Annotated in this window: 12 protein-coding genes; 7 read left to right on the forward strand and 5 right to left on the reverse strand. The window is 71.6% G+C overall.

Going from position 1 to position 12,398, the window contains the following annotated elements:
• Positions 1–210 precede the first annotated feature (210 nt).
• Positions 211–792: a TetR/AcrR family transcriptional regulator gene (locus ACIBUY_RS07470; RefSeq protein ID WP_365580410.1), complete on the reverse strand. Its 582-nt coding sequence runs from the start codon at positions 790–792 to the stop codon at positions 211–213.
• Positions 793–925: 133 nt separating this feature from the next.
• Here ACIBUY_RS07470 and ACIBUY_RS07475 point away from each other — a divergent pair, with 133 nt between their 5' ends.
• The 7 genes from ACIBUY_RS07475 (at position 926) to ACIBUY_RS07505 (ending at position 8,359) form a co-directional block, all read left to right on the forward strand.
• Positions 926–2,605 (forward strand): CocE/NonD family hydrolase, encoded by a 1,680-nt coding sequence (locus ACIBUY_RS07475; RefSeq protein ID WP_365580411.1) that lies wholly within the window; start codon positions 926–928, stop codon positions 2,603–2,605.
• Positions 2,606–2,680: 75 nt separating this feature from the next.
• Positions 2,681–4,333 (forward strand): ABC transporter substrate-binding protein, encoded by a 1,653-nt coding sequence (locus ACIBUY_RS07480; RefSeq protein WP_365580414.1) that lies wholly within the window; start codon positions 2,681–2,683, stop codon positions 4,331–4,333.
• On the forward strand, positions 4,330–5,295 hold the full coding sequence (locus ACIBUY_RS07485) for an ABC transporter permease (RefSeq protein ID WP_399152060.1): 966 nt from the start codon (positions 4,330–4,332) through the stop codon (positions 5,293–5,295). Before ACIBUY_RS07480 ends, ACIBUY_RS07485 begins: the two co-directional genes overlap by 4 nt.
• The gene (locus ACIBUY_RS07490) at positions 5,292–6,140 is read left to right on the forward strand and encodes an ABC transporter permease (protein ID WP_399152061.1); all 849 of its coding nucleotides are present in this window, start codon (positions 5,292–5,294) and stop codon (positions 6,138–6,140) included. Before ACIBUY_RS07485 ends, ACIBUY_RS07490 begins: the two co-directional genes overlap by 4 nt.
• The gene (locus ACIBUY_RS07495; protein ID WP_399152062.1) at positions 6,137–7,105 is read left to right on the forward strand and encodes an ABC transporter ATP-binding protein; all 969 of its coding nucleotides are present in this window, start codon (positions 6,137–6,139) and stop codon (positions 7,103–7,105) included. Before ACIBUY_RS07490 ends, ACIBUY_RS07495 begins: the two co-directional genes overlap by 4 nt.
• Positions 7,098–7,910: an ATP-binding cassette domain-containing protein gene (locus ACIBUY_RS07500; protein ID WP_365580425.1), complete on the forward strand. Its 813-nt coding sequence runs from the start codon at positions 7,098–7,100 to the stop codon at positions 7,908–7,910. Before ACIBUY_RS07495 ends, ACIBUY_RS07500 begins: the two co-directional genes overlap by 8 nt.
• Positions 7,907–8,359, forward strand: a complete 453-nt coding sequence (locus ACIBUY_RS07505; protein ID WP_399152063.1) for a DUF3237 domain-containing protein — start codon at positions 7,907–7,909, stop codon at positions 8,357–8,359. Before ACIBUY_RS07500 ends, ACIBUY_RS07505 begins: the two co-directional genes overlap by 4 nt.
• Before the next feature lie 19 nt (positions 8,360–8,378).
• On the opposite strand, the gene ACIBUY_RS07510 is transcribed toward ACIBUY_RS07505, so the two are convergent.
• The 4 genes from ACIBUY_RS07510 to ACIBUY_RS07525 all read right to left on the reverse strand — a co-directional run bounded on the left by ACIBUY_RS07510 (position 8,379) and on the right by ACIBUY_RS07525 (position 12,373).
• Positions 8,379–10,787 (reverse strand): excinuclease ABC subunit UvrA, encoded by a 2,409-nt coding sequence (locus ACIBUY_RS07510; RefSeq protein WP_365580429.1) that lies wholly within the window; start codon positions 10,785–10,787, stop codon positions 8,379–8,381.
• A 137-nt stretch (positions 10,788–10,924) separates the two neighbouring features.
• Positions 10,925–11,335, reverse strand: a complete 411-nt coding sequence (locus ACIBUY_RS07515; RefSeq protein WP_399152064.1) for a VOC family protein — start codon at positions 11,333–11,335, stop codon at positions 10,925–10,927.
• A 96-nt stretch (positions 11,336–11,431) separates the two neighbouring features.
• Entirely contained in the window at positions 11,432–11,701 is a 270-nt protein-coding gene (locus ACIBUY_RS07520) for a GlsB/YeaQ/YmgE family stress response membrane protein (RefSeq protein ID WP_399152065.1), read from the reverse strand.
• A 306-nt stretch (positions 11,702–12,007) separates the two neighbouring features.
• Positions 12,008–12,373 (reverse strand): metalloregulator ArsR/SmtB family transcription factor, encoded by a 366-nt coding sequence (locus tag ACIBUY_RS07525; protein ID WP_365566453.1) that lies wholly within the window; start codon positions 12,371–12,373, stop codon positions 12,008–12,010.
• Positions 12,374–12,398 lie beyond the last annotated feature (25 nt).

Here is a 12,398-nt window from a genome sequence, read left to right on the forward strand (position 1 = left end):
GGACGGGGTGGCAGGACAAGGGAACAAGCGGGACAAGGGAACAAGAGGCCACGGGACCGGTGCGGGATGGAGACCGCGGCAAGGGGAGGGACACCGGAGGGCTCGCTCGGGCAGGCCGCCGCGAACCCCGTCATACAACGGCGTTTTATTTCGCGCACAGACTGCGCCGCGGCCTCGGGCGCTGTCAACCCCCGCCCGCCGGACGCCACTTCAGCCGGCGGACCCCTTGAGCAGATCGACGACGGCCAGGATGGCCCGCTCCCCGCGCTCGGCGGTCCAGCGCTCCGGGTCCTCCAGCGTCGCCAACCAGTAGCCGCGCATCAGGAGATGGAGCATGTCGCCGACCAACTCGCCGCCGGACAGGCCCCCTTCAGCGGCGAGCGCACCCAACTCCTCGTGGCTGCGCCGCGACGTTTCCCGCAGCAACGCCTCGACCTCGGCGCCCGCACCGGGCCCCGCGCTGGCGATCTCCATCATGAGCCGGCGCAGCACCTCGTCGTTCTGCTGGGTGGTGCACATCCAGCGAACGGCCCCGCGCAGCCGCTCCTCACCCTCGACACCCGCCAGCTCCTCGGCCATCTCGCGGTCCCAGCCGGCCTCGGCGCGGCGCATCGCGTTGATCATCAGGGCAGCACGGCTGGGGACGTAGTTGGTCACCATCGCGGTGGATCCGCCGAGCCGTTGGGCCACGGCCCGAATGGTCACGGAGCGGACGCCGCGCTCGCGGGCGACCTGAATGGTGGCGTCCGCGATCTCGTCGAGCCGCCTGGCCTCGTCTACCTCGATCGGCATGTCGCCGACCTTAACGCAATGGCTTGACCGCGTTCACACGGAGCTGCAATGTTGTTATACAACGTCGTCACATCACAGCGTTGTTCATCCCATTGCCCGGCCGCTTTCCGGCCAGTTCCGGGAGACCACCCACATGACCTTCACTTTCTCGCGCGTCGGCCCGGCTCCCGTGCCCCCGCGGGCCCACGAGTTCCGGGTCCGGATGCGCGACGGGGTCCGGCTCGCCACGGACGTCTACCTCCCCGAGGCGCAAGCCCCCGACCCCGCCGACCCCGCCGTCCCCACCGTTCTCGTACGCCTGCCGTACGACAAGAACAGCCGCTACGTCTACTTCGACGAGATCGCCGCCCGCTTCACCGCCCGCGGCTACGCGGTCGTCGTACAGGACGTGCGCGGCAAGTTCCGCTCCGAGGGCCCGACCGTGCCGTTCCTGCGCGAGCCCGACGATGGCTACGACACGATCGACTGGATCGTCCGACAGCCCTGGTCCAACGGCCTGGTGGGCATGTTCGGCGACTCGTACTACGGCTTCACGCAGTGGGCCGCGGTCTCCTCCCAGCACCCGGCGCTGCGCGCGATCGTGCCCCGGGTGACCACGGTGGACTTCAACGCGACCACACAGAGCGGCAGTTCGGTCGGCCGGCCGGTCTGGCTCGAGGGCATCGAGTACTACGCGCACTACTGGGTCGACCAGGGCGTGTACGAGTACGAGCCGGACCGCACCGTCCGGCCGGTCATCGACCAGTACGAGCAGGCGTTCCGCGCGATCGGCGCCCGCTCCACCTGGTTCGACCTGCTCGCCCCGCGCTTCACCGACCTGTTCCCGGCGCGCGGCAGACACCCCTTCGACGCGCGCCCGGTGCCGGTGCTGCACTGCGTGGGCTGGTTCGACAACATCGTGACCCCGCACATGCGCGACTACATGGAGCTCGCCGCGCGCCCCGGCTGGGACGCGGTGCAGTACCTGTGGGCGGGCGCCGTCGACCACGAGAACTACCGGCTCGCCGACGCCCCGGCGACCGGGGAGAGCGACCACGCGCAGAGCGCGGCCGCCCTCGAGCGCATGCTCCCGGACTACGTCGACCCGGCGCTCGCCTTCTTCGACGTGTTCCTCAAGGGCATCCGCCGGGCCGACGAACTGCCCAGGGTCCGTTGGGAGTTGGGGCATGCCGAATGGCGGACCGCCGCGTCGTGGCCGCCGCCGGACGCCGTGCGGCACACCTGGTGGCTCGATGCGGCGACGGGCACCCTCGACGCCCTCGACGAGCCCGCGCCGACCACGCCGGGCCTGGCGCGGTGGACGTACGACCCGGAGGACCTCGTCCCCTCGGTCGTCGAGAACTCCTTTGCCGTGCTGCACAGTTACCCCGATCTCGCCCCGGTCGCGGCCCGCGAGGACGTGCTCTGCTTCTTCGGTCCCGTGCTGGGCGAGGCGCTCGACCTCGCGGGGCCCCTCGCGCTCGACCTCCATGTGACCAGCACCGCCCCGGAGTTCGACGTCTTCGCCAAGCTCGTCGACGTCCTCCCGGACGGGCGGATGCGGCCCCTCGCACGCGGCGAGGTCCACGTAAGGACCGACGAGGCACCCGACGAGGTGCGCGTCGACCTCGGGCACACCGGCTACCGGGTCCGCCCCGGGCACCGGCTCGCCCTGCTGCTCGCGAGCAGCGACTACCCGCTCTACCTGCCCGCGTCGGGCAGTGCCGAGAACCCGTGGACGACGCTCGCCCCGAAGCCGAGCACCCAGACGCTGCGCACCGGCGCCGCCCACCCCTCACGCCTCGTCGTCACCGCTCTGCCCGCGCGGCACTGAACGCCCCGCTCCCCCACGCGCGCACCCGCACCGAAGGACCCGGCACGACTCAGAACTCCCGATCAGGAGCACCTCATGCACGCTCCCCGACGCACCGCCCTGCCGCTCGCGGCCCTGGCCACGGTGCTCGCGCTCACCTCCTGCTCGTCCGGCGGGGGCCGGGCGACGCCCGGCACGGTGCGGCTCACCTCCACGACGCCCGCCGCGCACGGCACCGTCGACGGCGTCACCTGGAACCTGCCGATGGGCGAGCCGACCACGCTCGACCCGGCGAAGGTCGGCGACTACTCGCCCAGCACCGTCGCCGCCAACCTCTGCGACCCACTGGTGCGCCTGAAGGCCGACTACTCGACCGCGCCCGGCCTCGCCACCTCCTGGCACCGCCCGGACCCGAGGACGCTGGTCCTGAACCTGCGGCGCGGCGTCACCTTCTGGGACGGCAGCCCGATGACCGCCGACGACGTCGTCGCAAGCCTGCAGCGCCAGCGCGTGCCGGCCACGCAGAGCGTCAACATCCAGGTCCTGGCGCACGTCACCACCATCAAGGCCACCGGCCCCCACCAGGTCACCGTCCGCTTCCGCACGCCGGACTCGCTGTTCCTCACCTACCTGGCGAACGGGTTCGGGGCCGTCAGCAAGGCCGCGTACCTGAAGAAGGCGGGCGCCGCGTACGGCACCGCCAAGGGCGGACTGATGTGCACCGGCCCCTTCGAGCTGAGCGACTGGCGGTCGGGCGAGTCGATCACCGCCGTGCGCAACACCGCGTACTGGGACCCGGCGCTGCGCCCCAAGGTCAAGAAGCTCACGTTCCGGTTCATCACCGACAACGGGACGCTGACCAGCGCCCTCATGTCCGGCCAGATAGACGGCAGTTACGAGATACCGTCGACCGCCGCCAAGGCCCTGCGCACGTCCAAGGAGGGGAACCTCTACTACGGCCCGTCCGCGCAGACCGTGTTCCTCATCCCGACGAGCCCCACCTCCCCCGTCGCCGACCGCCGCGTCGCCGACGCGCTCTCCCTCGTCCTCGACCGCGACGCGCTCGTACGCAACGTGTACGACGGCGCGGCCCAGCGGCAGAAGACGTTCATCCCCTCGCTCGTCTGGAAGAACAGCGCGGCCAAGGACGTCTACGCGCAGGGGTACGACGCGCTGCCCGCGCTCCGCGGTCCGGACGTCGCCACGGCGAAGAAGCTCGTCGAGCAGGCCGCCCCGAAGCAGCGCACCGTCACCGTCGCCATGGGCGCGGGCGACCAACAGTCCCTGCAGACACTGACGTTCCTCCAGGCAGGCGCCAAGCAGATCGGCCTCAAGATCGCGATCCGGCAGCTCCAGCCCACGCAGATGTCCGGCATGTTCTACAACCCGGCGCTGCGCAAGGGCCTCGACGCCACCATGGTCCTCGGCTACGTCGAGCTGCCCGACCCACTCTCCTACGCGGACATGCTCACCGACCCGAAGTCCCCGCTGAACTGGACCGACTACCGCAACGGGGACGTCACTTCACACCTGGACGCGGCCAGGGCGTCGACCGACGAACGGACCGCCGCGACCGAGTTCACCCAGGCCCAGGCCCTCTACGCGAAGGACTTCCCGGTCGTCCCGATCGTCTGCCCGTACGAGCGGCTCTTCCTCAACAAGCGGCTCAGCGGCGCCCCCGCCTCCTTCGCCTACATCAACATGCCGTGGGCGGCCCGCCTCGGCGGCACCGGGCAGGGTGCCTCATGATCCGGCGCTTCCCGATCTGGCGCTTCATGGCCCGGCGCACCGCGGCGCTCGCGGTGACCGCGCTGGTCGCGAGCGTCGCCGTGTACGGGGCGCTGTTCGTCTCGCCCGGCGATCCGGCGACCCTGCTGGTGGGCGGCGGCAGACCGCCGAGCGCGAAGCTGCTCGCCGAGATCCACCACCAGTACCACCTCGACGACCCGTTTCTGCAAGGGTATTGGCGCTGGCTCACCGCCCTGTTCCACGGCGATCTGGGGCAGTCCCTCAGCTACCGGGACTCGGTCACGCACCTCGTCGGCGACCGTCTCGGCAACACCCTGTTCCTGGTGGCGTACGCGGCCGTCCTCATCATCGTGGCGGGCGTCTGCCTCGGCGCGTTCGCGGCGCTGCGCGGCGGCTGGGGCGACACGGTGGTGACGATGGTGACGACGACGCTGATGGCGGTGCCGACGTTCGTCATGTCGGTGCTGCTGATCTGGGGACTCTCCGTGCGCTGGGCCCTGTTCCCCGCCTACGGCACGGGCGAGGGTTTCGCCGGACGCCTGGAACACCTCACGCTCCCGGCGCTCGCGCTCGCCGCGACCTGGCTCGCGTACGTCGCCCAGGTGACGCGCTCCGCGGTACGCGCCGAACTCGCCTCGGAGCACGTACAGACGGCACGCGGCCGGGGCCTGCCCGAGCGCCTCGTCGTACGCAAGCACGTGCTGCGCAACGCGTCCGCCCCCATCTTCTCGGTGTCGGGGGTCGCCGTCGCGGGCCTGATCGCCGGCTGCGCGATCGTCGAGCAGGCCTTCGGCGTCAACGGCATCGGGGCGCTGCTCGTGCAGAGCGCGGCCAAGCAGGACCTGGCGGTGGTGCAGGCGCTCGCGCTGATCAGCGTCGTCCTGTTCGTCGGCGTGAACACCGTCGTGGACGTGGTCACGGCGCTGCTCGACCGCCGCACGCCCTTGGAGGCGGCCGCATGACGACCTTTCAACTCGCCCTGAACACAAGGGTGTTCCGACGCGGCAACGGCGTACTGATCACCTCGGGGACCGTGGTCGCCCTCGTGGTCCTGCTCGCGGTGTGCGCCCCGCTCGTCGCCCCGTACGACCCGGAGGCCGTCGACCCGACGGCCGTGTACCAGGGCGGTTCGGCGGCGCACTGGCTCGGTACCGACGACACCGGGCGCGACATCCTGTCCCGGCTCCTGTACGGGGCGCGGCTGAGCCTGTTCGCGCCTGCCGTGGTGACCGTCTGCGCGAGCGCCGTCGGCACCGCGCTCGCGCTCGCGGCGGCCTGGCTCGGCGGCTGGTACGACCGGCTGCTCTCCGGTCTGCTGAACGTCGTGTTCGGCTTCCCCGGGCTGATCCTCGCCGTGGTCGGCGCGGCCGTCTTCGGGGCGGGACTCCGGGTGGCGGTCGTGACGCTGTCCGTCGCCTATCTGCCGTACGTCGCACGCACCGTGCGCGGCGCCGCGCAGCGCGAGGTGCACCTGCCGTACGTGGCCGCGCTGCGCATGCTCGGCATGTCCGGCCGGCGGATCTGTCTGCGCCATCTGCTGCCCGCGCTGCTCCCGCTGGTCCTGGTGCAGGTGACGGTGTCGTTCGGCTACACGCTGCTCGACGTGGCGGCGTTCTCCTTCATCGGGCTCGGCGCCCAGCCGCCGACCGCCGAATGGGGGCTGATGGTCGCCCAGGGCGCCTCCGGGGTCCTGGCGGGACGGGCCGAACAGTCGCTGTACGCGGGCCTGGTGATCGTCGTGTTCGTCATCGCCTGCACCCTGCTCGGCAACGGCCTGTCCCGACGACTCCTGGGGGACGACCGATGACGGCCCTGCTCGACATCCGTGGCCTGCGCGTCACCCTCCCCCTCGGCGGCACCGACCGCACCGTCATCCACCGGGTCGACCTCTGCGTGGCGGCCGGTGCGGCGGTGGGTCTGGTCGGCGAGTCCGGTTCCGGCAAGTCGCTGACCGCCCGGTCCGTACTGCGGCTGCTGCCGGCCGGCGCCCGCGTCGAGGGTGACATCCTGGTCGACGGCGCCTCCGTGCCCGCCATGGGGCCGGCCGCGCTGCGCACGCTGCGGGCGCGGGACGTCGCCATGGTCTTCCAGGACCCGCGGGCCCACATCAACCCGGTGCGCACGGTCGGCGACTTCCTCACCGAGGGCCTGCTCGCCCGCGGCACCCGGCCGCGCGACGCCACGGCCACGGTCACCGCCCTGCTCCGCGACGTCGGCATCCCCGACGCGGCACGACGGATGCGGCAGCGTCCGCCGGAGCTGTCCGGGGGGCTGCTCCAGCGCGTGATGATCGCGGCCGCGCTCGCCGGCGACCCGTGTCTGCTGCTCGCCGACGAACCGACGACGGCGCTGGACGTCACGACGCAGGCCGAGGTGATGGCGATCATCGACGAGGCCCGCACGGCCCGGGGCCTCGCGATGCTGTTCATCACGCACGACCTGGCCCTGGCCGCCGCCGTCTGCGACCGCGTCGCGGTGATGTACGCGGGCTCGCTGGTGGAGGACCTCCCCGCCGGGCATCTGCACAAGGCGGCCCGACACCCGTACACCCGGGCACTGTTGGCGTCCCGTCCCGCGCCGGGGGCGGACGACCGTCCGCTGCGGGCGATCCCCGGCCGGCCGCTGTCCGCGTTCGAGGCCGGGCCGGGCTGCGCGTTCGCGCCGCGCTGCCCGGCGGCGCGTGACCTGTGCCGCACCGAGCGCCCCGGACTGCGGCCCGTCGGTGACGGACTCGCCGCCTGCCACTATCCCGCGGAGCCCACCGATGACTGATGCGCGTGACGACCCGTACGTGCTCGAAGCAGCCGGTCTGCGCAAGGAGTTCGGCGACGTGGTCGCCGTCGACGACGTCACCCTCTCGCTGGCGCCGGGCGGCTCCCTGGCCGTCGTCGGCGAGTCCGGCTCCGGCAAGACGACCACCGCCCGGATGATCGCGGGCCTGGAACGGCCCACGGCCGGAACCGTACGGATCGCCGGACGCGAGCGCCTGCGCCCGCCCCGCCGCACCGCGGAGCGGCGCCGCGCCGCCCGCGAGATCCAGCTGGTCTTCCAGGACCCGTACGCCTCCCTGGACCGCCGCCAGCGGGTGCGCGACTGCCTCGCCGAGGTCGTCGCGCTCCATACGGACCTGCGCGGCCCCGACCTGGACCGGCGCGTGGCCGAACTCTGCGACCAGGTGGGCCTGGACGAGCGCCAGGCGGCCGCGCTGCCCCGCTCCCTGTCCGGCGGCCAACGTCAACGGGTCGCTCTGGCAAGGGCGTTGGCGGTGCGCCCCAAGGTCCTCGTCCTCGACGAGGCCGTCGCGGCGCTCGACGTGTCCGTCCAGGCGCAGATCCTCACGCTGCTGCGCGAGATCCGCGAACGGACGCCGGTGGCCTATCTGTTCATCACGCACGACCTGGGCGTGGTCCGGCACGTCTGCGACGACATCGTGGTCATGCGCGGCGGCAGGATCGTCGAACGCGGGCCGGTACGCGCCGTGTTGACCGAGCCGACGGCCGCGTACACGAGACAACTGCTCGACTCCGTGCCACGCCCGGGCTGGAAGCCCACCCGCCACCTGAAAGGAACCCCATGAACGACGCTCCCACCCTGACCTTCGCCTTCGAGATCCGGGCGGAGGTGGCCCCGCCGCTGCACATCGGCCACGGCAGCGGCGAACGCACCGAGTTCACCCCCATCACCGGCGGCACGGTGCGGGGCCCACGGCTGAACGGCACCGTCATCGCGGGCGGCGGCGACTGGTCCGAAACCCGGGGCGACGTCTGCCAGTTGGAGGCCCGCTACCTGCTGCGCGCGGACGACGGCACCGTGATCGACATCGTCAACCGGGGCTACTACGTGGAGTCCGAGGCGGGCGTGTACTTCCGCACCGCCCCGGTCTTCCGCACGGACGCCCCCGCCCACCGCTGGCTCACCTCGACCGTCTTCGTCGGCCTGGCGCACGCCGAGGGGGATGAAGACGGTGATGCTGATGGTGGCGGTGACGGGGTCGCCATCGTGATCCGCTGCTACAGCCTGGACTGAGCCGGGCTGGGGACGGGCCTCAGGCGCCCACGTACTGCGCCAGGTGCTGACCGGTGAGGGTCTTCTTGCGGGCGGCGATCAGCTCGGCCGGGGTGCCCTCGAAGACGACGGTGCCGCCGTCGTGTCCGGCGCCCGGGCCGAGGTCGATGATCCAGTCGGCGTGCGCCATGACGGCCTGGTGGTGCTCGACCACGATCACCGACTTGCCGGAGTCGACGAGCCGGTCGAGCAGCCCGAGCAGCTGCTCGACGTCGGCGAGGTGCAGCCCGGCGGTCGGCTCGTCGAGGACGAAGACGGCACGGTTGCCGCCCTTGTCCGCCATGTGCGTGGCCAGCTTGAGCCGCTGGCGCTCGCCGCCGGAGAGCGTGGTGAGCGGCTGGCCGAGGGTGAGGTAGCCGAGCCCGACGTCACGCAGCCGCTCGAGGATCTTGTGCGCGGCGGGCGTGCGCGCATCGCCCGTACCGAAGAACTCCTCGGCCTCGGCGACCGACATCGCGAGCACCTCGCTGATGTCGCGCCCGCCCAGGTGGTAGTCGAGCACGGAGGCGTCGAACCGCTTCCCGTCACAGTCCTCGCACGTCGTCGAGACACCGGCCATCATCGCCAGGTCGGTGTAGACGACGCCGACGCCCTTGCACGTGGGGCACGCGCCCTCGGAGTTGGCGCTGAACAGGGCCGGCTTCACCCCGTTCTCCTTGGCGAACGCCTTGCGGATCGGCTCGAGCAGCCCGGTGTACGTCGCCGGGTTGCTGCGCCGCGAACCGCGGATCGCGCCCTGGTCGACAAAGACGACGCCCTCCCCTGCCGGGATCGACCCGTGCACCAGCGAGCTCTTGCCGGAGCCTGCGACGCCGGTGACGACGGTCAGGACGCCGAGGGGGATGTCGACGTCGACCTTCTTGAGGTTGTGCGCCGAGGCACCGCGGATCTGCAGCGCGCCGCTGGGCTCGCGCACGCTGGACTTGACCGAGGCCCGGTCGTCGAAGTGCCGCCCGGTGACGGTGTCGGCGCCACGCAGCCCCTCGACGGTCCCCTCGAAGCAGACCGTGCCGCCGCCCGCACCGGCGCCGGGCCCGAGGTCGACGACATGGTCCGCGATGGCGATCATCTCGGGCTTGTGCTCGACGACGAGCACGGTGTTGCCCTTGTCGCGCAGGCGCAGCAGCAGCTCGTTCATCCGCTGGATGTCGTGCGGGTGCAGTCCGGTGGTCGGCTCGTCGAAGACGTACGTCGTGTCGGTGAGCGACGACCCGAGGTGGCGGATCATCTTGACGCGCTGCGCCTCACCGCCGGACAGGGTCCCGGACGGCCGGTCGAGCGAGAGGTAGCCGAGCCCGATCTCGACGAACGACTCCAGGGTGGCGAGCAGCGTCTCCAGGAGAGGAGCCACGGACGGCTCCTTCAGCCCGCGCACCCACTCCGCCAGGTCCCTGATCTCCATCGAACAGGCGTCGGCGATGTTGATCCGTTTGATCTTCGAGGACCGGGCGCCCTCGTTCAGGCGGGTGCCCGCGCACTCGGGGCAGGTGTCGAAGGTGACCGCGCGCTCCACGAAGGCCCGGATGTGCGGCTGAAGTGCGTCGACGTCCTTGGAGAGCATGGACTTCTGGATGCGCGGGATCAGCCCCTCGTACGTGAGGTTGATGCCGTCGACCTTGATCTTGGTCGGCTCCTTGTACAGCAGGTCGTGCAGCTGCTTCTTCGTGTACTTGGCGATCGGCTTGTCCGGGTCGAAGAAGCCGCAGCCGGTGAAGATGCGGCCGTACCAGCCGTCCATGCTGTAGCCGGGGATGGTCAGCGCACCCTCGTTCAGCGACTTGCTGTCGTCGTACAGGGCGGTCAGATCGATGTCGGTGACCGCGCCACGGCCCTCGCAGCGCGGGCACATGCCGCCGGTGATGCTGAAGCTGCGCCGCTCCTTGACGTCCTGCCCGCCGCGCTTGACGGTGACCGCGCCCGCGCCGCTGATCGAGGCGACGTTGAAGGAGAACGCCTTGGGCGAGCCGATGTGCGGCTTGCCGAGGCGGCTGAACAGGATCCGCAGCATGGCATTGGCGTCGGTGGCCGTGCCGACGGTGGAGCGGGGGTCGGCGCCGAGCCGCTGTTGATCAACGGTGATCACGGTCGTCAACCCGTCGAGCACATCGACCTCGGGCCGGGCGAGCGTCGGCATGAAGCCCTGCACGAAGGCGCTGTACGTCTCGTTGATCAGCCGCTGCGACTCGGCGGCGATCGTGTTGAACACCAGGGAGCTCTTGCCCGACCCCGACACCCCGGTGAACACGGAGAGGCGGCGCTTGGGGAGCTCGACGCTGACGTCCTTCAGGTTGTTCTCCCGCGCCCCGTACACCCGGATCAGGTCGTGGCTGTCGGCAACGTGCTGCGCAGGCGACTGCGGGGCGGCGGTCTTCCTGGCCTTGCTGGTCATCGTCTCTCCCTGGATCCCTGGGTCACGCGCGGTCTTGCGGTGGTCCATCCGCAGTATCACCGGCAGCCGCCCGTCGCCGCAGGCGGACGACGGACGGCCGTGGTGGTGCGGCCCTGCTCAGCTCAGCTCAGCTCGGTTCAGCTCAGTTCGTTGATGCGGATCATGTTGCCCGCGGGGTCGCGGAAGGCGCAGTCGCGGACGCCGTAGGGCTGCTTGATCGGCTCCTGCACGACCTCGGCGCCGCTGGCGAGCACCCGCTCGAAGGTGGCGTCGAGGTCGCGGGTGGCGAGCACGATCCGGGCGTAGTTGCCCTTCGCCATCAGCTCGACGATGGTGCGCCGCTCGTCCTCGGTGAGGCCCGGGTCGGCGGCCGGCGGCTCGAGCACGATCGACGTGCCGGGCTGGTCGACGGGCCCGACGGTGAGCCAGCACTTGTCGTCGTAGCGGACGTCGTTGCGCACCTCGAAGCCCAGGCCGTCGCGGTAGAAGGCCAGGGAGGCGTCCGGGTCGTCGTGCGGAAGGAAGGTCCAGTGAATGGTGAGGTCCATGCCGTCGACGCTAGGACGGGCACGGGTCCGGTGGCTTCTCCATTCCTGACCGCTTCCTGACCGCTTCCTGACCGGTGTGGGGCCCGGGGCCCGATGTCACCGGCGGCCGCGCACCGTGAGCCGCTCCATGCCCGCGACGCCCACCGCGGCGAGGCCGATCTGCAGGGCCAGTTCGACCCAGTCGACGCCCCGGGTGTCCGCGACGCCGAGGGCCCCCGCGACGGCCGTGCCGACGAGCGCGGCGACGATGCCGACCAGGATCGTCCAGAGCACCCCGATGCGCTGGCGCCCGGGGATGACGAGCCGGCCCAGGGTGCCGAGCACGATGCCGATCAGGATCGCGGTGAAGATGCCGGAGATCTCCATGCCTGCATGCCTCTCGTCGATGCGCCTCGTCGAGCAGATGTCGGTGACGTGGCCCCTGGCAAGAGGACGCGGCCACGCGCCCCGCCGGTTGAGAGCAGCGCGAGCCCTAGGGCGTGTCTTCAAACTCCCTCCCCCAGCCTTCGGCCGGGGGGACCCCCACGCCCGCAGGGCGGCCGCGCGGCGTCTGGTGCGTGCTCTCGGCGTGCCGGGTGCAAGGCCTCGTACTGGATGTACTTGGCCTTACGCCCGGTGCGGCGAGAGTGCGTGCCAGGCGTCGTGAGGCAGACGGGAGTTTGAAGACACGCCCTAGTCGTGCGACGCCTGTCCGCTGACCCGGTGGTCGGCATGGCTCAGCGCCTCCATGACCAGGCGGCGCAGATGGCCGTCGGTCAGGCGGTAGTGCACGTGGCGGCCCTCGCGGCGCGTCTCGACGAGTCCGGCGAGGCGGAGCTTGGCCAGGTGCTGGCTGACCGCGGTGCGGGAGGCGTCGCACCGCTCGGCGAGCGAGCCGACGTCGGACTCGCCCTGCGCCCCCGCGAGCAGCCAGAGCACGTGCAGCCGTGTCGTGTCCGAGAGCAGGGCGAACACCCGCGTCGCCGCGGCCAGTCGGGCCGTGTCGGGTTCCCGCAGGTGCGCATGGGGCGCAGCTGGGACGGGCTCGCGTTCAGGCATGGGGCCAGCGTACGGCTCGGGATGC

It is taken from the genome of Streptomyces sp. NPDC050085 (genome assembly GCF_044460595.1).
In the GTDB taxonomy this organism is placed as follows: Bacteria; Actinomycetota; Actinomycetes; order Streptomycetales; family Streptomycetaceae; genus Streptomyces.